This is a genomic window from Natrialba sp. SSL1, from assembly GCF_001861355.1.
Lineage (GTDB): Archaea > Halobacteriota > Halobacteria > Halobacteriales > Natrialbaceae > Natrialba.
Genome location: NZ_MASN01000043.1, coordinates 20,415 through 40,774, shown reverse-complemented (window position 1 = coordinate 40,774; position 20,360 = coordinate 20,415). Strand labels below are relative to the sequence as shown.

The following is a 20,360-nucleotide window of genomic DNA, read 5'->3' as shown; positions in this document are numbered from 1 at the left end:
CATGCGTTGGTGATACAACGCAGTTGCTGGCCAGCAAGTACTTATAAACGCCTCGGTTGTGGGCTGATTCCAACCACAACACATTGTCTGTTTATTTCAGTGTCTCTGCTGATACCCGGACAGACACTGTCTTCAATTCCATATTACGGGACAGGCATTGGGCAAACCCGGTGTGTGTCCCCCCTGGCAATCTCTTGTTGAACCAGGAACAACAACCTATTTATACTTGTGCTAATACCGTGGTTTCATGGTGGAGAATAACAAGCGATACCGAACTGGTATCAACCGACGCCGTGTCCTTCAGGGACTTACTGCAGCGGGTGTGATTGGGGCTGCTGGCTGCCTGGGTAGCGACGACGAAGAAACAGACGATACCTACACCGTCGCCGACGGGACGGACGCCGAATCGATGAACTTCATTCAGGTGTCCGACAACAATACGAACAACCGGCTCGCGCTGGTGATGGACAGCGCATACACGGTTACCTCCGACGATCAGATTTTCCCACTGTGGATGGACGTCGAGGACACCGGCGACGCGCAGGTGTACGTCGCAACCCTCCGCGACAACCTCCAGTGGGGCGGTGACTACGGTCAGATGACCGCCTCTGACTGGGTGTACATGATTCAGGAAGTTCACCAAGGAGAGGACAACTGGGCGCTCTCCGAAGCAGCCGGTAACTGGGCTGGAACCCACGTCGAAGAAACCGGTGAACTCGAGTTCCAGATCGAACTCGAGAATCCGAACGCCGACTGGCCGTTCGAGCCGGACCTCTGGGGATCGTACTGTATGCCACAGGGGCTGCTTGAACCGTACGTCGACGACCAAGACGGAGAGGGTCTCGATCAGGACGACGAAGTGCAGGAACTGGCCTACGCGGGCAACCTCGGTGCGTACACGTTCGAACGCTGGGACCGCGACTCCGAGTTCGTCGCCGTCAGAAACGACGACTACTACATGAACGAACTCGACGCGGACGACTTCCCGGACTACATCAGCGACGAGCAGGTCGAGGCCTGGCAGAACGCGCCAAGCTTTACGGAGTTCTCCTATCAGGCGATCGACGAGGACAGCACCCGGATGAGTGCGCTCGGACAGGGCGAGATCGAAGAGACCAATATTCCGTCGACCCGCGTCGAACAGTTCGAGGGCCGACCGGACGTCGACGTCCTGGAAGTTCCGTACTCGTACCTGACTATCATGGCGTACAACCAGCGAATGAACGGCTGGGAAGAACTTCGCACGCGCGAGGTTCGGCAGGCGCTCTCGATGGCGATCGACAAGGTCGAGATTACGGAGAACATCCTCCGTGGCTACGCAGAGGTCGCACACACGTTCCAGCCAGAGTGGTCGGAGTGGTACGATGAATCCGAAGTGACCCAGTTCGGCGAAGGGGATAGCTACGATCCAGATGCTGCACGAGACCTTCTCGAGGAGAACCTGAGCTCCGGGTACGGGTACGACAGCGACGGAACGCTGCTCGACCCAGACGGTGAACAGGTCACGCTGACGATGGTCTACTCGCGCGGGACCGAAACGACGGCAACCACGGCCGAGTTCATGGGCGACGAGCTAGGCGATCTCGGTATCGAGGTCGAGTTCGATTCCGTGACGTTCGACCAGATGATCCCGAACTACGTGCAAAACTCCTGGCAGGGCGACGAGGACGACCAGCCGTGGACCGGTGGCCCGAACAACGACGGCCCACGCGATGGCTCCGCAAGCGAAGAGGACTGGGACCTCATGTACGGGATCAACTTCAACACCTATCCACGAACGCCGGCCGCAACCGACGCGTTCTGGACGGAACAAGCACCGACGAACTACTTCGGCTACGTTCCGGATGCCGACATGGCGTCGATGTTCAGCACCGTCCGAACGAGTGCAGACCAGAGCGAGCGCCAGGAGACACTCGCAGAAATCTTCGGTGTTCTGAGTGAGGATCAGCCAGTTAACTTCGTCGCCATGGGTGACGACATCATCGGGTACCAGGGGTACGTCGATGGACCCGAAGAAGAGTTCGGTCAGGCGTGGGACCGCCACACCTGGGCGTTCGACGAAGCATAACCTCGCTGACCAACACTCGATTCGCGCGGCATATTAACACTAACGTAACCGAGAACGAGACTGAAACCGAAATTCAACCGTGTTGCTACCTTTCATACTCTTATTGGAATGCAGTGGTGATGGCGCATGAGCATGACAACCTACATTCTGCGTCGAGTTGCCTGGGCAGTCGTCGCGTCACTGATCGTCCTGACGCTGACGTTTATGCTCCTGTACTTTACGCCGGATACACAGCTTGCTGAACTCCAGTTCCAGGCCGCACAGGCCGGTGATGATCCGAGCGAAATCGGGGAGGCATACGAGAGCTACTACGGATACGACCAGCCGATTCACGTCCAGTACGTCGACTTTATGGGAAACATGCTCTCGCTCGACTGGGGATGGTCTGAGACACGTGCACAACCAGTCACGACAGCGATAGCTGATGCAATACCGTATTCGATGATGTACGGGGTTCCCTCCGTCATAATCTCGACAGTTCTGGGCATTGCTATCGGCCTCTACTCCGCGACCAACCAGTACACCCGGAGTGACTACGCGGCGACGTTCTTCGCCTTCTTCGGGCTGAGCATTCCGGACTTCTGGTTCGCGATCATCCTACTCGTGATCTTCGGGGTGATGCTCGGCTGGGTGCCGATCCTGTTCGATACGAGCGTGGCCATCTTCTCGTTAGAGAACGCCCAACAGCTGATACTCCCGATAATCGTGCTCACACTGAGTTCGATCGCGAGTCTGATGCGCTACTCCCGCGCGGAGGCACTCGAGTACGTCGAGGCTGAGTTCGTCAAAACGGCGAAGGCCAAGGGTGTCGAGGGACGACGGATCCTGACGCGTCACATCTTCCGGCCGGCCTCGGTTCCCCTCGCGACGATCCTCGTCGGAGACTTGTTGGGAATCATCCTGGTGTCATCGTATCTGATCGAAGTCGTCTACGGCATTCCGGGACTCGGGATGCTCAGTTTCCGGGCGATCATCAATCAGGATACACCGCTGGTGATGGGGACGGTCCTGTTGCCAGCGTTCTTGACAATCATCGGGAACCTGGCACAGGACGTCGCCTACACAGTGCTCGATCCACGGATCGACTACGGTGATTCCTGATGTCTGTTGACAACGATCCTCACGGTTCGGCCGGTGCCGGTAGCGGTGGCGGTGGCGGTGCTGGTTCCACCAGTGAGACGTTCGAAGATGTCGACTGGGAGAAAGTCGACGACGCACATCGGTCGCTGTCACTCAAGGCGATCATCATTGCAAGTATTTACACCGTCTTTGCCGCCGGTGTCATCTACGATTACGTCATCAAGACGCCGGGGACCGACACCATCGGCACGCTCGGAGTCAACCTGCAGGCACTCGACTGGCTGTACATTCTGACGCTGCTGTCGATCCTGTGTTTCGTCGTCGTGCCGCTGTACGAGAACAAGCGGATGACGAGGTACTACTGGCGGCAGTTCCGCAAGAACAAGGCGGCCGTTGTCAGCCTGATTTACCTGGGGATTATCTTCGTCATTGGGTCGATTGGACCGCGGTTCCTCGATCGACCGACGGTCGACCCCAGTAGCGCCTACCAGCCGCCGGTGTTCATGTCGGTCGAAGAGTGGATGCCGGTCGAGTGTGCCGGAGAGGTCTCGGGCGGCCGCTGTCATGGGACCTGGGCACACCCGCTCGGAACGACTCACGAAGGGAAGGACATCCTGGTCTCGGTCATCTACGGGATGGAGGTCAGTATGCAGGTCGGCCTGATCGCTGCGATGATTACGATCACGATCGCGGCGATCGTCGGCGTGAGTGCCGCCTACTTCGGCGGCTGGATCGACGCCGTGCTCATGCGCTACGTCGACATCCAGATCACGTTCCCGACGTTCTTCCTGTACCTGATGGTCGTCTACCTCTACGGTGGCAGCCTGTTCAGCATGATCGTGATCTTCGGCCTGCTCGGGTGGGGCGGAATTGCCCGTATTGTCCGGAGTGAGGCACTCCAGCGCCGCGAAGAGGAGTACGTCCTCGCCGCGAAGAACGCGGGTGCGAGCAGTTTCTGGACGATGCGTCGCCACCTCCTGCCGAACGTCTCGAACAGCGTCATCACTGCGGTGACGCTGCTCATTCCCGGGCTCATCCTCTTCGAGGCGAGCCTGGCGTTCCTCGGGCTCGGTGATCCGACGATCCCATCGTGGGGTGAGGTCATCGCGTCCGGTCGGGACGACCTGCAGTACGCCTGGTGGATCTCGACGATTCCGGGGGTCTTCCTGTTCTTCACGATCCTCGCGTTCAACTTCATCGGCGACGCGCTCCGCGACGCACTCGACCCACGTTCGGAGGGGAGCGGCGAATGACGCCGGCACCAACACCGCCGTCCTCGCCGAGTCCTGACCGCGGCAGCGGGAACGAGAGTAGTCACGAAGACGGAACCGAATCCGGTCACGACGTCGAAGACGCATCTGAGACAGAACCAGTCCACCCAAACTCCACAGCTACAACGAGCACCCCCAACGAGTCGACCATGAATACCACTACGAAAGCCCGCACTGACAGTAGACGCGGCGACCCGCTGCTCACCGTCGATAACCTCCGAACGGTGTTCGACACCGACGATGGGCAAGTACAGGCAGTCGATGGCATCGACTTCACCGTCCACCCTGGCGAAACCGTCTGTATCGTCGGCGAAAGCGGCTCCGGCAAGACGGTGACGAGTGAATCGATCACGCAACTGTTCAAGAGTCCACCCGGGTCGATCGCAGACGGCTCCGTCGTCTTCGACGGCGACGACCTGGCTGCTCGCTCCGAAGAAGAGCTCACCGATATCCGTGGCGCACGCATCAGCCACATCTTCCAGAACCCACAGGGCGCGCTCAACCCGGTCTACACTATCGGCTGGCAACTTATCGAGGCGATCCAGCTCCACCAGGATGTCGAGAAAGACGACGCTCGCGAGGAGGCCGTCGACCTCCTCAGCCGCGTTGGCATCCCCGAAGCCAGTGCCCGCCTCGATGACTACCCACACGAACTCTCCGGCGGCATGAAACAGCGCGTGATGATCGCGATGGCGCTCGCGTGCCAGCCCGATCTGCTCATCGCCGACGAGCCGACGACGGCACTCGACGTCACCATCCAGGCCCAGATCCTCAGACTCCTGCGCGACCTCCAGGAGGAGTTCGAGATGGGCATCATCTTCATCACCCACGACCTCGGCGTCGTCGCCGAAATCGCAGACCGCGTCGTCGTCATGTACGCCGGCAAGGTGATGGAACGAGGCAGCGTCTACGACGTCTTCGATTCGCCGTCCCACCCCTACACGAAGGCGCTACTCGAGTGCCTACCGGGCCACGGCTCGCTCGGTGGGATCCCGGGATCGTTACCGGATCCGATCGACCCGCCGGAGGGCTGTCGGTTCGCAGACCGGTGTCCGTACGCGATCGAGGAGTGTCGAACCGGCGCACAGCCGGCCTTCGAGTCCGCTACAGGCGACGGACACGAGGTATCGTGTGTCCACTACCAGACCGCCGACGATCCGTCGGTACTCGAGCGGGTCGGTGGCGACGCCGCGAGTGAGAGTGGGACGCAGCGCCCCGGTCGGACCGATGGTGGGACGGATGAGAGCGAGACACAGGAGCGGACGGCCGGAGGTGGTTACCGTGAGTAACCGATCGGCCGACCGCCGTCGTGGCAGCAACGAGACCGACGAGCCGTTGCTCTCCGTGCGAAACCTGAAGAAACACTATCCGATCACGGAGGGCATCCTTTCGAAGGAAGTCGGCCGTGTTCGCGCCGTCGACGGCATCGACTTCGACGTCCACCCCGGCGAGACGGTCGGTATCGTTGGCGAAAGTGGCTGTGGGAAATCCACCGCCGCGAGCTCGCTCATCCGACTCGAAGAGCCAACCGAGGGGACCGTTCAGTTCGACGGCGAGGATATCACAGAGTACGACAGCGACGAGATGAAGGCGTTCAGACGCCGCGTCCAGATGATCTTCCAGGATCCGGAGTCGAGTTTCGACCCCCGGATGAGCATCGGTGATGCAATCGCCGAGCCGCTGACGGTACAGGGGCTGACTGACAAGGGCCGTCGAAACGAGATCGTCGCCGACCTGTTAGAACGAGTTGGGCTCTCCGCGTCGGATGCCGACCGCTACCCACACGAACTGAGCGGTGGGCAGAAACAGCGCGTCGGTCTCGCGCGGGCGCTCTCGATGAACCCAGACATGATTATCGCGGACGAGCCGGTCTCGGCGCTCGACGTCTCGATCCAGTCCGAGATTCTGTCACTGATGAACGACCTCCAGGAGAACTTCGGACTCAGTATCCTGATCATCAGCCACAACCTGGCTGTTATTCGTCAGATCTGTGACCGCGTCGCCGTCATGTACCTCGGTGAAATCGTCGAACTCGGACGGACGGACGAGGTCTTCGCGAATCCACAACACCCCTACACGCGGGCGCTGCTGGCCTCGATCCCGACTGCCGATCCGAACGACCGTGGTATGGGTGTCGAACTCACCGGCGACGTGCCGAGCCCGTCGAATCCGCCATCGGGATGTCGGTTCCACACGCGCTGTCCCGAGGTCATCCAGCCGGAGGGCTACGAGTTCGACCAGCAAACCTGGCGACGCGTGATGGATTTCCGGCAGAAGCTCGACGACGGTGCACTCAACGTCGAGGCGATCCGCGAGATGCGCCTCACCGAAGTCGACGAGTACGAAACGATCGAGGAGGTGACGACCGCCGAGACGAAGGTCCGACTGCGCGACGAGTTCGACATTCCGAAGCCGCTGTCGGACCCGCAGGCCGAAGCCGTTCTCGAGTCGGCGATCGAGAACATCGTTACCGGCAACGAGGACGACGCCCGCGACTCACTCGCTACCGAATTCGCGACACCGTGTGAGACGCAGTCGCCCGCACTCGAGCAGACGGAGTCCGGACAAACCGCATCTTGCCTTCGCAACGAGAACGAACTGCCGCCGACGGATCTCGAGCAGACGGTGCGATCGGACTGACCGACGCGAACCAAACCGACGGATCGCGGTTGCTCTCTCCGTTCTCCTTCTTGTGTGACTCCTTTCGCTGAGGTGCAGATCGGTCTCCGGTACCAGTTCCTCGGCGACCGGTGCTCGCTATGACGTACCTATCAGCTACCAGTACTCCGTCCAAAACGTCACTATGAGCACGAGCCCGCCTGCAAGCAAGAATCGAACGCCGCGCGATAACCGCTCGGACTCCGTAAGCGGGTTCGAACTGTTCAGTAGTGCTGCCAGACGCTTCTGGTGTGGCGTCGGCGTCTCTGCGTCGGACTCGATTTGGGGTCGTGCTTCGTCCTCGTCGTCCTCGAGTTCACGCTTGATTCGTGGGCGGACGCCAGGTCGGGTGAGGATGGTTCCAAACGTTAGGAGGAGGATGCCGATGACGAACATTGCTTCACGGACTGTCGTCCAGTTGCCGTCGCGGACGGCCGAGACGACGAGTCCGATCACGGCTACGACGGCGGTGATGAGCAGTGCAGAGACCAGCGCATCGGCGGTGCGGAGGAGCCGACGGGACTCCTGTGTCATGTCGGTATCTGGGAAGGGGGTCTACTTCTAGTGTCTGGTTTGTGTTGTCCGTGCACAGATGCTGGACGAATCAGTGATGAATTGTTGTCGGATCCGGTGGATCACCGGCTGCTACTGCCGTTCGCCCGAAATGTAGCGGGAGGTAGTATTCACAGGGATTCAACAACGAACGACGAACAGTGTGAGGAGTGAGTCTGAATCCCTGAAACGTAGCGGGAGGTAGATTTGAACTACGCGAAGACCGCTCGCTCCGCTCACGGTCTTCTCTCGTTCAAACAACCACATGCTATGGATGACGCTCACGAATTTGTTCGCGTCAAAACATAGCGGGAGGTAGATTTGAACTACCGGTCTGCGGGTTATGAGCCCGCCGGAATCTCCTGGCTATCCCATCCCGCTACCATATCGTAACCCGGTGTGCTAGTTAAGGGTTGTGTTTCGGGCGCCGTGTGCGGGTTTCTACCGCTCGTCCTGGTGGACTTTCCACGTGTAGAGGCTCTCACAGGTATAGTTCACGAAGAACCCTACCCCAATTCCGATGACATTCGCGATAACATAGTTGACGCCGTACCAGTTGACCAACACCGCAAGGACCGTCAGCGTCACCAGAAACCCACCGAACCGGACCGCGTTGGACCGGAGGAATCGCCGACCGAACGCCCACACGCTCATCTTCCCGTGGCTGGCGAACGTCCAGTACTCGTTCAAAATGAAGATTACCACGATCGAGAGCTCCCAAGAGATTACTTTCGCGAAGACCGGATCGAGTCCGGTCAACTCGACCAGTGTAATGAGCCCGACGTTATCGACCGTCGCACCGACGAGTCCGACGCTGGCAAACTGAGTAAATCGACTCGTCGAGAGCAGTGCATGTATCCGCGTCCGAAGGGCGTCGATGAGTGATTCAGTCATCAGCAGGGAACAACTGTCCAGCGTGTGAACGCACGGTACTCGAGTACAGTGGAGGTAGGCCTGTTGTTGTCGGGAACCGACATCGGATGACGAGTTCGGTTCGAAATCGTGAGGGATGGCGGCTTGTAATCCACGTGTATCGTGATCAACGCGTGCGTAGTGTCTGTTGTTCTGTCCAGGAGTACACGTGGAGAGAAATCGATCACCTAGCTGCGTTACACCGCCAGGTCGCCCTGCGGACGGACGACGTCGATGGCCTCGGCGTCGACGCGTTCGACGTCGAGGAAGTGCGGGATGTAGTTCTGGTGTTCGAAGTCCTCGTACTCCGCGTCAGCGCCGACGATACACCACAGCTGGACCTCCTCGGGGCCGTGCCACTCGCCGTTGCGGTTGATCCCGAAGCAGACGAGTTCCTCACCGTCGTGTTCGATGATTGCCCCCTTTCGGATACCGGGGTCCCCGTGGATGATGAGCCGCTTCATACGCCACAGTTCTCAGGAGAGCGGATTAAACGCTTCGAACACCTGTGGCTGGGAGAGCAACAACTGCAACTATTTACTCACTGATCGCACAGCTACCGTGCGATCAGGTGTACAGTGGCTTGCAGTGGCGACGATAGCCGGTGCTGTCGACGATGGTGGAACCGATGCTACTCACAGGACTGGCGCGGTGGTTGTGTCGATATTACCAACGACCGACGGGACGAACGAACCTGTACACGAAACGCGCGCCCGCGTAAGGGTCGCCCTCGGCGTCGAAGCCGACGACGAACCAAACGGGTTTTAAACAGCGCTATCTTAGCCCACGTCAAGTGAGATAACCATGCAGATGCCACGCCGATTCAATACGTACTGCCCGCACTGTAACGAACACCACGAACACGAAGTCGAGAAGTCCCGATCGGGTCGTTCCTCCGGTATGAAGTGGGACGCTCGCCGAACCCGGCGCAACACCGCGTCGATCGGTAACTCCGGTCGCTTCTCGAAGGTTCCCGGTGGCGAGAAGCCAACCAAGAAGACCGACCTCAAGTACCGCTGCAACGAGTGTGGCAAGGCCCACCTCCGCGAGGGATGGCGCGCCGGCCGACTCGAGTTCCAGGAGTGATTTCAATGGCAGGAAATTTCTACAGCGTTCGATGCAGTGACTGCGAGAACGAACAGACCGTCTTCGGCAAGGCCTCCACGGAGGTCGCCTGTGCCGTCTGTGGCACGACGCTCGCGCGACCGACCGGTGGCAAAGCCGAGATCGAACACGAGATCGTCGACACCGTCGAGTCACGATGAAGTACAGCGGCTGGCCCGACCCCGGCGAACTCGTCGTCGGCAAGATCGACGAGATTGAAGACTTCGGTGTCTTCGTCGATCTCGAGGAGTACGAGGACAAGCGCGGCCTGATTCACATCTCCGAGGTCGCCAGCGGCTGGATCAAGAACGTCCGTGACCACGTCCGAGAGGGCCAGATCGTCGTCTGCAAGGTCCTAGATGTCGACGAGGAGTCCCAGCAGATCGACCTCTCGCTCAAGGACGTCAACGACCACCAGCGCTCGGAGAAGATCCAACAGTGGAAAAACGAGCAGAAGGCCGACAACTGGATGGATCTGGCGACCGGCGACGACATCGGTGACGAGGAGTTCACCGCGATCGCGAACGAGCTCATCGGCGCACACGGTAGCCTCTACGAGGGCTTCAAGCAGGCTGCAATCCACGGCAGCGAGGCGCTCGAGAGCACCGAGCTCACAGACGACGAGATCGAATCGCTCGTCGAAACCGCTCGCGAGAACGTCTCGGTGCCGTACGTCAACGTCACCGGCTACGTCGACCTCGAGAATCCATCGGCGACCGGCGTAGACGGCATCCGCGAGGCACTCGAGGCCGCCGAAGGGAACGGCGAGGTTCCAGAGGAGGTCGACCTCGAAGTGACCTACGTCGGCGCACCTGAGTACCGGATCCGTGTGCAGGCGCCGAACTACAAGACCGCCGAGGCCCAACTCGAGGAGAGTGCGGATCGCGCGGTCGCTGCGATCCAGGGCCACGGTGGCGACGGCGAGTACCACCGCGAGCGACGGACTGACGAGGAGTAACGGACTGATACAGCCGTCTTGCAATCACTACAGCGACAATGAAATCTGATATCCGGGTGTGTTCGGCGTGGCGCAAGCGACACGACCGCCCGCGATATACCCTTTCTGCGACGTGTCCGGACTGTGGCGCTGACACCGAAAACAGTGCCCCCGCACCCTTCGATCCCGAAGATCCCTACGGCGAGTACCGACGCGCTCTTAAACGTCGCCATCGCTGCTAGGGTATATGGACGAACTCGACATCGACGCGGTCGCCGAACTCGACCTGGACGACCCCGTACTCGTCGAGGGGCTGCCGGGCGTCGGACACGTTGGGAAACTCGCCGTCGACCACCTGCTGGAGGAACTCGAGGGCGAGAGTACGCTCGTGCGACGGGTGTACTCTCGCGAGTTCCCACCGCAGGTGACCGTCGAAGACGGCGTCTCGGAACTCACGTGTGCCGAGATCTACGCTGTCTCTCCACCCGAGGGACGCGACCTGCTCTTGCTGACCGGCGATCATCAGGCGCAGACGAACGACGGCCACTATGTGCTGACAGGTGCCTTCCTCGACATCGCCGAGGAGTTCGGGGCCTCCGAAGCGTTTGCACTCGGCGGGATTCCGACGGGCGAACTCATCGATGAGTACGCCGTCGTGGGTGCCATGACGGAGGAGTCGATGCGCGAGGACTTAGAGGAGGCCGGCGTCGAGTTCAGAGAGGACGAACCGGCGGGCGGCATCGTCGGGGTCTCGGGCCTGCTGCTCGGCCTTGGTGCCCGTCGCGGCTTCGAGTCGGCATGTCTGATGGGCGAGACGAGCGGCTACCTCGTCGATCCGAAAAGCGCCCGCGCCGTGCTCGAGGTGTTAGAGGAGGTACTCGAGATCGACCTGGATTACGAGACGCTCGACGAGCGTGCCGAGGAGATGGAAGATGTCATCGGGAAGATCCAGGAGATGGAACAGCAACAGCAGATGGACGTGCCGACGGACGACGATCTGCGGTATATCGGATAAGCTCGGCACAGAACGTTCAGTTGGCATACGCTCCGTCCAAAACATTGTTGGAATTATAGGTTCGAGACTTCGATATGCCGCTAACGCCGGATCGACGTCTCCAGACCCGCATTGTTGCTGCGCTTGCTCTGGTGGTCGGCGTTAATGGACTTCTCCTCTCAGTGCTCGCCTGGAGCGGCCACCGAATGCTTTCCGCGAGTGGCCACACAGTGAGCCCTAACCTTGGGGTCCCAGCTACCGTCGGAACAGTGTTGCTCGGTGCAATCGGCCTCGTGGTCGTTCAGGCCCGATACGGCTCGCGAACGGCTGTCTCCGGTCTCAACCCCGAGCCGGTCGAGGGTGACGGTCCACGAAACGTCGGTGCTCGAGTCCGACGACTGGCAAAGCAGGCTGACGTCCCAGTTCCGTCGGTTGCCGTCACGGACTGCGACGACCCGAACTGTCTCACTGTCGGGACCCAGCGGTCACCGACGATCGTGGTCACCACGGGACTGCTCGACACCCTCGAGGACACCGAACTGGACGCGGCACTGGCCCACGAGATTGCCCACCTCGCGAACCGCGATCTCACGGTCGTCAGTGCCGTCGCCGCGATCGTCGCAATCGGTGATCGACTGCTCGAGCGCGAACGCATGCTTCGAGGGGTGCTCGTGGCGATGATCGTATTCGTCATCAGGTTGGGCCCCGTTTTCGGACTAATGCTGCTGTTCGTTCTTGTCGTGCCGTTCGTTGCGATTACAGTGGGCTTTCTGGTCGTGAGCCCCGTCGCCCGACTGCTGCTCGGGATCTACGCCATTACACTCGGCCTGTTCGCAAAGGCCCGCGAGTACGCCGCCGATCGCGGGGCGAGCCAACTCGTCGGCGATCCGGCCGCAGTTGCCAGCGCCCTCGAGACGCTCGACGGTGGCGACCGCCCGAAACGGGACGCACGACTCGACGCGAGCGCAACGCTCGGAATCGTTTCCCAGTCACTCTCGATCGACTGGGCGGACGACGAAAACGACAGAGACGGTGACGCCGAGGAAAGTTGGTTCGAACGCTTGTTCGTCGGTCAGTTTGATATGTGGCGGAAGAACGTCTCGGACTTTGGCAACCGACAGTCCGAGAACGGGTTCGATCAACAGCGGTCTTCCGACCGCGGCGCTGTGGATGCGGATGCAGGTGACGACACGGGTGCGGGTGACGACAGCGAACCGAAGTCGTGGATCATCGAGCCGTTCGTGAAACCCGCTGTCGACCCAATACGTGATCGAATTCGGCAACTGCTGACGTGGCGGCCTCGGACACACCCCACGACCGAGTCACGAATCCAGCGATTGGGGACACTCGAGCGTCGGCGGCGTGACTGAGTGGTGATCACGTACGCACGAGTTGCAGCATATCTCGCAGCGTGCTCTGCTCGACTCCCTGTATCAGCCCTCGAGTACCTCGTACGCCACGTCCGCATCCCGAAGCGCGTCCGTGACGCGCCCGACGGCATCCGTCGTCGCGATAGCGGTCACCTCGAGTCCGTGTTCGGCGGCGTCGGCTGCGACTTCGCCGACGGCAAACGTCACTGCGGGGTCGACGTCCGCCTGGCGGCAGGCGACGGTCGCCTCTACCCCTGTTGCGACGACGAGGTCGGCGTCGTCGCAGGCGTCGCGAACGGTCTCGTCATCGATCGCACGGCTGCCACCGGTTCGAACCGTCGGCACCTGCAGAACCGTCACGGAGCCGGGTTCGAGTTCCATCACACCCTCGAAGCTCGTGACGCCGACGTCGGTGCCGGCTTCGGCGTCGGTGGTGGCGATACCCGTTGCGGGACCTCCACCGCCCGGGGTCGCGTGAAGGAGGCCGTCCTCGAGTGTCAGTGAGACGGTGTCGCCTTCCTCGATATCATCGGCGGCGATGTAGGCGTCTTCGCTCATCGCACCGAGGACGTCGCCGGTGACGTGGTCGGCGAAGCGACGCACGTCGTCTGCGGCGCGAAAGAGCCAGTCGACGCCCTCGCGGGTGACGCGGTAGCGCGACCGGCCTTCCTTCTCGACGAGGCCGTCGTCGACGAGATCACGGATATACTCGCTGACGGCCTGGCTCGTCACGCCGACTTCCTCGGCGATCTCCCCCTGGCTGACGGCGGGCTGGCGCTCGGCGATCTGTACGAGGATCCGAAATCGCGTCGCGGCCCGTTTGTTGTCGAGGACGTCGACCATACGCCCTCTTTTTTCCGAGGGGAGCAAAAAGGTACGCGGTCGACGCGCGCGACTGTCGCGTCACCACTGCACGCGTCCCGTCACGAGACACCCATCAGACACCAAACACCAAGTAACTCTCCCACTTATCGAGTACCAGTCAGCAGCCTCGAGTACCCGCTGGTGGGCTCGGAGCGGAGTCTACTCGAGTCCGGTCGCTCACAGCGACGACTGAACAAACTCATTAGGGTTCGAGAGAGTCACACGAGTATGACCGACCGCTACGACGTGGTGATCGCCGGTGCCGGGCCGGCGGGTGCCCAATGTGCCCGTGATCTCGCGACGCGCGGATACGACGTCGTCGTCCTCGAAACTGAGTCCGAGGACGAGTTCCCGCGCCAGAGCAACAAATCGACCGCCGGAACGTTCCCCTCGATGATGGCCTCGTTCGGCATTCCCGACGATGTTGTCATGCAGTACACCGACAGCGTCGTCCTCGAGTCGCCGACCGACCACTACGTGAAAGAACAGCCCGGCGCGGTACTCGAGTTCGCCGACTTCAAACGCTATCTCGCCGAGGACGGTCAGGACGCGGGCGCGGAGTACTACTTCGAGTCGCGCGCGACCGCGCCGATCATGGATGGCGGTGAGATCGTCGGGATGACCTACAACGGTGATCAGGAGGTCTACGGTGACGTGATGATCGACGCGACCGGACCGGCAGCGCCGATCGCGAAGAAACTCGGCGTGAGTGATCTCAAACGGGAGAATCACGCGATCGGCATCGAGTACGAGTTCGAGGGGATCGATATCGACCGACCCGGCTTCGCGGACCTTCACGATGCGATGATGTTGCGTCTGGATCACGATATTGCGCCGGGTGGCTACTCGTGGATCTTCCATACCGGAGAGGATACGGCCAAGGTCGGTCTCTGCTACATCCAGAACAACGGACACGACCGATACGCACGCGATGGGTTCGCGATCGACGACTATCTCGACCACTGGCTCGACACCGATCCGCGGTTCCAGAACGCGACGCGGATCGAGGGCAAGCAACACCGCGGCTCGGCCCACATCCAGATGCCGGGGCAGATGCACACCGATCGGTTCATGGCCATCGGTGACACGGTTCCGACGGTCGACCCGCTCTGGGGTGAGGGGATCAACAAGTGCATGCAGTCCGGGCGGATGGCAGCAGCAGCAGTCGATAGCTGTCTCAAACACGGCGACATCGAGCCGTCCGCGGAGAATCTCGAGGTCTACGACACGCTCTGGCATCGCGAAGTCGCGCCGAACATGCAAAAGCGTCTCTGGATGACGAAATTGCTCTACCTCGCCGAGAATGAGCGCTACGATGAGTTCATGCAGAATCTGCGCCAACTCGACGACGATACGCTGGCAAAGGCAAACCGCGGGAACGTCCGCGCGATTGCAAATCTGTTCAGCCCGGGCGACATTCCGTTGCTCGCACGGTTTGTCAAACAGGAGTTTGGTCTCGGAGCTAGCTTCTAAGCCGGACGGCGTTTCTCACGTCGACCCGCTCAGACGTGTTCCGGTAACCAGCCACCGTCGACTTCGATATTCTCGCCGCTGATATACCCCGAGTCGGGATCGAGGAAGAACAACAGCGGCTGCACCAGATCGTCGAAGCTCGCCGGCCGGCCACGGGGCAGTTCTTCGGGGAACTCGTCCGAGTTCTCGACGACGTACGGCGAAATCGCGTTGACGGTCACGCCGTCGTCCTGCGTATCCGCAGCCAGCATTCGGGTGAACATCAATACGCCCGCCTTCGCGACAAAGTACGGGAAGTTCTCCGGGCTCACCAGCCCCTTTTCGCTTGAGGCGTAGCCGATGTTGACGATGCGGCCGTAGTCGTCGCCATCGGTACTGCTGTCGTCAGTGCCACCACCCCGACTGCCCTGCTCTCCGCCGCGCATCGTCTCCAGTGCCCGCTTCGAACAGAGATAGGTGCCGTTGAGGTTCGTCTCCAGGACGCGATTCCACGTCTCGAACTCGAGTTCGTCCCAGTGACTGGGCGCGAAGTCGCCGACGTTGTTCACTAAGATGTCAACGCTCCCGAGTTCGGACTCGACGGCGTTGAAGAGTCCGTTGACGCTCTCGGGGTCGGTGACGTCGGCCTGGACTGTCATCGCTTCCGTGTGGCCGCCACCGCGGGAACGGGCTTCTGCGGCGACCTCACGGGCCGCCTCGGCGCTCGTGTGGTAGTGAACCGCGGTGTCTGCGCCGTACGCTGCCGTCGCCAGCAAGAGTTCCCGGCCGACGCCGCGTGCGCTTCCCGTCACGAGAACGGTTCGGTTCTCGAGTGCGTGTTCGTCCATACGCCACCCTCGTCGAGAGCGGGTAAAAAGCCGCCTGGGACGCCAAACTGCGACGTGTCATCGCTACGGGCGGCTCCCGAAGTTAAGTATCCCCCCGTACATACATGGGGTATGACATTGAAAACCGTCTTACTCGCCGTTGGGCCTGGCGATGCTGACCGCAGCACCAAACTGGCAGAAACCGTCGTCGAGGTCGCAAAACCGGCCGAGGCGACCGTCGTCCTCGGCCACGTCTTTACCGATTCGGAGTACGACGAGGTCCTCTCCCGACTCGAGTTCGATACCGAACTCGAAGAGGCCGACCCGAACGAGGTTGCCACTCGACACTCGACGATTCGCGAGCTACGAGACGTACTCGATGAACACGAACTCGAGTACGAGACTCGCGGTGCGGTTGGTGATCACGGGCCGACGATCGTCGAGTTGGCGACTGCGGTGGATGCGGATCGGGTTGTCGTCGGTGGGCGTCGTCGGTCGCCGACGGGGAAGGCAGTGTTCGGATCGACGGCACAGGAGGTGTTGTTGTCGGCACCGTGTCCGGTGACGTTCGTCCGGAACGACGACGAGGCGTGAGTGTGCGAGCGGCGTGAGGAAACGACGACGAGCGTGGGTGGACGTTGTACGCGTGTGCGGGCAGGTGTGTGTCCGTCGAACTCCTGAAGCCGCGTGAGTGTCGAACTCTGAAGCACCATGACCGCTCGAGAATACACTCGCCGCGCCGCCCCACTCCGATTCACGGCCACGGCTGAACTGCGAGCGCTCGGCTCCCGATTCGTGCCTCCCGCTACTCCTCCACTGCAGCATCCACCGCGAACGAGTCGTACTCGAGTTCGCCCGCTCGTTCGTACCGGAGCAACTGGACGCCTGTACTCGACGTTTCGGCACTCGTCAGTTCGAGAGCTGCCGGAATTGCTCCGTCGTCGAACAACCGCTTCCCGTCCCCCAGAGTGAGGGGGAAGATCCAGAGCCAGAATTCGTCGACGAGGTCGTGGGCGAGCAACGTCTGGAGCAGGTCGTGGCTCCCCTGAACGAGGATCACGTCCTGGCGCTTCGCTTTGAGGGACTCGACGGCTGTTGGGACGGTATCGGTGAGGAGCGTCGAGTTGGTCCACGAAACACTGTCGAGGGTTTCCGAGGCGACGTACTTCGGCATGCGGTTCAGTTTGGCCGCCACGGGATCGTCCGTCGTCTCCACGTGCGGCCAGTGCGCGGCGAAGATCTCGTACGTCTTGCGACCGAGTACCAATGCGTCGGCCTCGGCAAACTGGTCGTCCATCGTCTCGCCCATGACCTCGTCCCAGTAGGTGACGGACCACCCACCGTGCTCGAAGTCACCGTCGCGATCCTCGTCGGCCCCGCCCGGTGACTGCATCACGCCGTCGAGTGTGAGGAACGTTCCAACGACGAGCGTCCCCGTCGATCCGTCTGGGTGTGTGTCGGCCATACGACCACCGAACGTGAGACCGGACGATAACTGTGTCCCGCCCACTCGTCGGGCAACTATAGTCGGTGTCGCCCACCGTCCGTGAAGTGCGGACCGAACTCGGCGTTCGAGACGACGTATCGGAGTCACTACTCGTCGCCGAGTACAATATGTGTAGTTAAGTAACGCGGCGGCGGTCATTCGAACAGGATGGTCTACTATGCGGGCGTCGATCTCGGCGCGACGAACGTCCGGGCTGCGATCGCCGCGGACGACGGGACGACGATCGGCGTCAGTCGAAACGCCACACCACGCGGACCGACGGGTATCGACGTAACAGAGGGGGTCCTCCGGACGCTACGGGAAGCCTGCGGCGACGCCGGCGTCACACCGGAAGCCGTCGCCGCAGCCGGCATCGGCTCGATCGGTCCGTTCGACCTCGCGGAAGGTGCCGTCATCGACCCGGCGAACCTGCCGGATTCGATCGACCGCATTCCACTCACCGGTCCGATCGAAAAGCTCCTCGAGACGGACGAGGTACACCTCCACAACGACACCACCGCCGGCGTCATCGGCGAGCGCTTCCACGCCGACCGAAACCCCGACGATATGGTCTACATCACCATCTCCTCGGGCGTCGGCGCTGGGGTCTGCTGCGACGGCGAGATCCTCGACGGCTGGGACGGCAACGCCGGCGAGGTCGGCCACTGTATCGTCGACCCCCACGGCCGCCTGACCTGTGGCTGTGGCCACGACGGCCACTGGGAGGCCTACTGCTCGGGCAACGGGATCCCGAACTTCGCGAGACTTCTTGCTGACGACGATCCGACGATTTCGACGGACCTTCCCCTCGAGAGCCCCGACTTCACGGCGAAGGACGTCTTCGAGTTCGCCGGGGAGGACGAACTCGCCGACTACGTCATCGAACAGCTCGCTCACTGGAACGCCATCGGCGTGACGAACGTCATCCAGTCGTTCGCGCCGATTGTCGTCTCCTTCGGCGGCGCCGTTGCGCTGCACAACGAAGAACTCGTCGTCGACCCGATTCGAGAGCGCGTCTCCGAGATGCTGCTCAACAACGTGCCCGAGATTCGCGTCACCAACCACGGCGACGACGTGGTACTCGAGGGCGCGGTCGCGAGCGCGCTGACGAAAGGGACCGGCGACCGGCGACAGCTCGACGCCTGAGTCGGTTTGGCGAATGATTACTTTCTTGACCCGAGCGTCGCAATACCACGTATGCGCCGACGAGCCTTCCTCCGCTCCGGTCTGACCGCCGGGGTCGGCCTCAGTGTCGCCCTGTCCGCGTCCTCGGTGTCCGCAACCGACGAACGCATCCCCTCGCACGCGAGCGTCGCTACCGGTTCACAGTCGACCATCACGACCATCACCCCCGACTCGTTTTTCGAGGAGCCGGTCGAATCGACGCCACAGGACGCGTTTCCTGATTCCTACGAGCCACTCGGTCGCACGTCGGTCGGCGGCGCGGCCGAAGCGGTCGTCGGCGACGACGGGGAGACCGCTTATCTCGCAACGACGACGGGCTTTGCAACCGTCGACGTCTCCGACCCGACCGATCCGGAGGTACTCGCGCGTGAAGACAGTCTGTCGGTCGATGACGAGACACTGACCGATATCCTCGACATCAAAGTGAGTGGCGACCGACTGGTCGTCCCTGGACCAGCGAACCCGACGACTGCTCCGGTCTTCCACGGCTTCATCTGCTACGACGTTAGCGACCCAGCAGAGCCTGTCGCCGTTACTGAGCCGTACGAAACCGACTACCACATTCACAACTGCTTCCTCGAGGACAACCTGCTGTACGTCGTCGCCAACAGCGAGGAGCCCGCCGAAAACCCGCTCGTCGTCTTCGACATCAGCGACGACACCGTCGAAGCGGTCGGCCGCTGGTCGCTACTCGAGTTCGAGCCCGGCTGGGAGGAGGTCCACTGGCTCCTGCGATACCTCCACGATGTCTACGTGCACGACGAAATCGCGTACCTCGCCTACTGGAACGCAGGAACCTACCTGATAGACGTGAGCGATCCCGCCAACCCGGAGTACATCTCCCACGTCGCCGAGACGGAGCTCGAAGAACAGCAGAACATTCCGGTCGCTGGTGTGTCGGACGCCCAGCAGGGGTTGCCGGGCAACGACCACTACTCGGCCGTCGACGACACTGGCACCCTGCTCGGGGTCGGCCGCGAGGCCTGGGCGACCGGCGGCGACGACCCCGACGGGCCGGGCGGGATCGACCTCTACGACGTGAGCGAGCCAAGCGAGCCGACTTACCAGGCGACGATCGAGGCCCCATCGGCCGAGAACGAGGGGTACAGCGACGGCATGTGGACGACCGCCCACAACTTCGAACTGCGAAACGATCGCCTCTACGCCTCGTGGTACCGCGGCGGCGTAACGGTCCACGACGTTTCCGATCCGGCCTCTCCGACCGAACTCGCCGGCTGGCGCGACGCCGACGACCTCGGCTTCTGGACGGCGCGGGTACTCGAGTCCGGTGAGACGTTCATCGCGAGCAGCACGGAGGCGATTCCAAGCGCTGACACCGAGGGTGCACTGCTGGTGTTTCCGGCGCAGACGGACGGCGCTGGGTCGGGTGGCGACGATGGCGACGACGATGATGAGGATGGCACCGTCGGAAGTGACGCGGCGGATTCCATTCCAGGGTTCACGGCCCCCGCCGTCGCCGGAGCGGCCGGCGTTGCCGGCGGCGCGCTCGGACTCGAAGTGCTGCGCCGCCGGTCTGATGCCGAAACAGAGTCGTCACAGCAGTGAGCCAGGTTTCGCGTCGAAGTCGGCGGGCTCTTCC

General features: G+C 61.6%; 21 protein-coding genes and 1 tRNA gene. 15 read left to right on the top strand and 7 right to left on the bottom strand.

The annotated features are described in order from the left end of the window. The first annotated feature begins 247 nt into the window (after window positions 1-247). The 5 genes from BBD46_RS16350 (at window position 248) to BBD46_RS16330 (ending at window position 7,059) form a co-directional block, all read left to right on the top strand. On the top strand, window positions 248-2,068 hold the full coding sequence (locus tag BBD46_RS16350; protein WP_071402759.1) for an ABC transporter substrate-binding protein: 1,821 nt from the start codon (window positions 248-250) through the stop codon (window positions 2,066-2,068). 132 nt (window positions 2,069-2,200) lie between these two features. Next, window positions 2,201-3,169, top strand: a complete 969-nt coding sequence (locus tag BBD46_RS16345) for an ABC transporter permease subunit (protein WP_084777793.1) — start codon at window positions 2,201-2,203, stop codon at window positions 3,167-3,169. Beyond that, window positions 3,169-4,401 carry an ABC transporter permease gene (locus tag BBD46_RS16340; RefSeq protein ID WP_071402757.1) on the top strand — a complete coding sequence of 411 codons (1,233 nt, stop codon included), beginning with the start codon at window positions 3,169-3,171 and terminating at the stop codon, window positions 4,399-4,401. Before BBD46_RS16345 ends, BBD46_RS16340 begins: the two co-directional genes overlap by 1 nt. Then, window positions 4,398-5,708 (top strand): ABC transporter ATP-binding protein, encoded by a 1,311-nt coding sequence (locus tag BBD46_RS16335; protein WP_084777792.1) that lies wholly within the window; start codon window positions 4,398-4,400, stop codon window positions 5,706-5,708. The genes BBD46_RS16340 and BBD46_RS16335 overlap by 4 nt, the downstream gene beginning before the upstream one ends. Beyond that, the gene (locus BBD46_RS16330; protein WP_171908228.1) at window positions 5,692-7,059 is read left to right on the top strand and encodes an ABC transporter ATP-binding protein; all 1,368 of its coding nucleotides are present in this window, start codon (window positions 5,692-5,694) and stop codon (window positions 7,057-7,059) included. Before BBD46_RS16335 ends, BBD46_RS16330 begins: the two co-directional genes overlap by 17 nt. A gap of 135 nt (window positions 7,060-7,194) precedes the next feature. Here BBD46_RS16330 and BBD46_RS16325 read toward each other — a convergent pair whose 3' ends face one another. The 4 genes from BBD46_RS16325 to BBD46_RS16310 all read right to left on the bottom strand — a co-directional run bounded on the left by BBD46_RS16325 (window position 7,195) and on the right by BBD46_RS16310 (window position 9,005). Beyond that, window positions 7,195-7,611 (bottom strand): DUF7555 family protein, encoded by a 417-nt coding sequence (locus BBD46_RS16325; RefSeq protein WP_071402755.1) that lies wholly within the window; start codon window positions 7,609-7,611, stop codon window positions 7,195-7,197. Window positions 7,612-7,935: 324 nt separating this feature from the next. Beyond that, window positions 7,936-8,010: transfer RNA gene (locus BBD46_RS16320), tRNA-Met, on the bottom strand. A gap of 60 nt (window positions 8,011-8,070) precedes the next feature. Continuing rightward, on the bottom strand, window positions 8,071-8,523 hold the full coding sequence (locus BBD46_RS16315) for a GtrA family protein (protein ID WP_071402754.1): 453 nt from the start codon (window positions 8,521-8,523) through the stop codon (window positions 8,071-8,073). Window positions 8,524-8,738: 215 nt separating this feature from the next. Beyond that, window positions 8,739-9,005, bottom strand: a complete 267-nt coding sequence (locus tag BBD46_RS16310) for an HAH_0734 family protein (protein WP_071402753.1) — start codon at window positions 9,003-9,005, stop codon at window positions 8,739-8,741. Between the two features lie 340 nt (window positions 9,006-9,345). Between BBD46_RS16310 and BBD46_RS16305 the strand changes: the two genes are divergently transcribed. From BBD46_RS16305 to BBD46_RS16285, 6 genes are all read left to right on the top strand, one after another. Continuing rightward, complete coding sequence (locus tag BBD46_RS16305; protein WP_006169133.1) at window positions 9,346-9,627, top strand: 50S ribosomal protein L44e; 282 nt, start codon at window positions 9,346-9,348, stop codon at window positions 9,625-9,627. A 5-nt stretch (window positions 9,628-9,632) separates the two neighbouring features. After that, on the top strand, window positions 9,633-9,806 hold the full coding sequence (locus BBD46_RS16300; protein WP_006654182.1) for a 30S ribosomal protein S27e: 174 nt from the start codon (window positions 9,633-9,635) through the stop codon (window positions 9,804-9,806). Continuing rightward, window positions 9,803-10,603: a translation initiation factor IF-2 subunit alpha gene (locus tag BBD46_RS16295; protein WP_071402752.1), complete on the top strand. Its 801-nt coding sequence runs from the start codon at window positions 9,803-9,805 to the stop codon at window positions 10,601-10,603. The genes BBD46_RS16300 and BBD46_RS16295 overlap by 4 nt, the downstream gene beginning before the upstream one ends. Window positions 10,604-10,641: 38 nt before the next feature. Next, window positions 10,642-10,824: an RNA-protein complex protein Nop10 gene (locus tag BBD46_RS21770; RefSeq protein WP_084777791.1), complete on the top strand. Its 183-nt coding sequence runs from the start codon at window positions 10,642-10,644 to the stop codon at window positions 10,822-10,824. A gap of 5 nt (window positions 10,825-10,829) precedes the next feature. Beyond that, window positions 10,830-11,597 (top strand): proteasome assembly chaperone family protein, encoded by a 768-nt coding sequence (locus BBD46_RS16290; protein ID WP_071402751.1) that lies wholly within the window; start codon window positions 10,830-10,832, stop codon window positions 11,595-11,597. 74 nt (window positions 11,598-11,671) lie between these two features. Continuing rightward, window positions 11,672-12,946, top strand: a complete 1,275-nt coding sequence (locus BBD46_RS16285) for a M48 family metallopeptidase (protein ID WP_071402750.1) — start codon at window positions 11,672-11,674, stop codon at window positions 12,944-12,946. Between the two features lie 63 nt (window positions 12,947-13,009). Here the strand turns inward: BBD46_RS16285 and BBD46_RS16280 are convergent, their stop codons facing one another. Beyond that, the gene (locus BBD46_RS16280) at window positions 13,010-13,789 is read right to left on the bottom strand and encodes a MarR family transcriptional regulator (protein WP_071402749.1); all 780 of its coding nucleotides are present in this window, start codon (window positions 13,787-13,789) and stop codon (window positions 13,010-13,012) included. Between the two features lie 249 nt (window positions 13,790-14,038). Between BBD46_RS16280 and BBD46_RS16275 the strand changes: the two genes are divergently transcribed. Beyond that, window positions 14,039-15,283: a digeranylgeranylglycerophospholipid reductase gene (locus BBD46_RS16275; RefSeq protein ID WP_071402748.1), complete on the top strand. Its 1,245-nt coding sequence runs from the start codon at window positions 14,039-14,041 to the stop codon at window positions 15,281-15,283. 29 nt (window positions 15,284-15,312) lie between these two features. Here the strand turns inward: BBD46_RS16275 and BBD46_RS16270 are convergent, their stop codons facing one another. Then, complete coding sequence (locus BBD46_RS16270; protein WP_071402747.1) at window positions 15,313-16,110, bottom strand: SDR family NAD(P)-dependent oxidoreductase; 798 nt, start codon at window positions 16,108-16,110, stop codon at window positions 15,313-15,315. Between the two features lie 111 nt (window positions 16,111-16,221). Here BBD46_RS16270 and BBD46_RS16265 point away from each other — a divergent pair, with 111 nt between their 5' ends. Further along, window positions 16,222-16,683 carry a universal stress protein gene (locus BBD46_RS16265; protein WP_071402746.1) on the top strand — a complete coding sequence of 154 codons (462 nt, stop codon included), beginning with the start codon at window positions 16,222-16,224 and terminating at the stop codon, window positions 16,681-16,683. 211 nt (window positions 16,684-16,894) lie between these two features. Here BBD46_RS16265 and BBD46_RS16260 read toward each other — a convergent pair whose 3' ends face one another. Continuing rightward, entirely contained in the window at window positions 16,895-17,554 is a 660-nt protein-coding gene (locus tag BBD46_RS16260; protein ID WP_071402745.1) for a dihydrofolate reductase family protein, read from the bottom strand. Between the two features lie 189 nt (window positions 17,555-17,743). On the opposite strand from BBD46_RS16260, the gene BBD46_RS16255 reads away from it, so the two are divergent. Then, the gene (locus BBD46_RS16255) at window positions 17,744-18,721 is read left to right on the top strand and encodes an ROK family protein (protein WP_071402744.1); all 978 of its coding nucleotides are present in this window, start codon (window positions 17,744-17,746) and stop codon (window positions 18,719-18,721) included. A gap of 51 nt (window positions 18,722-18,772) precedes the next feature. Continuing rightward, window positions 18,773-20,326: an LVIVD repeat-containing protein gene (locus tag BBD46_RS16250; protein WP_071402743.1), complete on the top strand. Its 1,554-nt coding sequence runs from the start codon at window positions 18,773-18,775 to the stop codon at window positions 20,324-20,326. The last annotated feature ends 34 nt before the right edge of the window (window positions 20,327-20,360 follow it).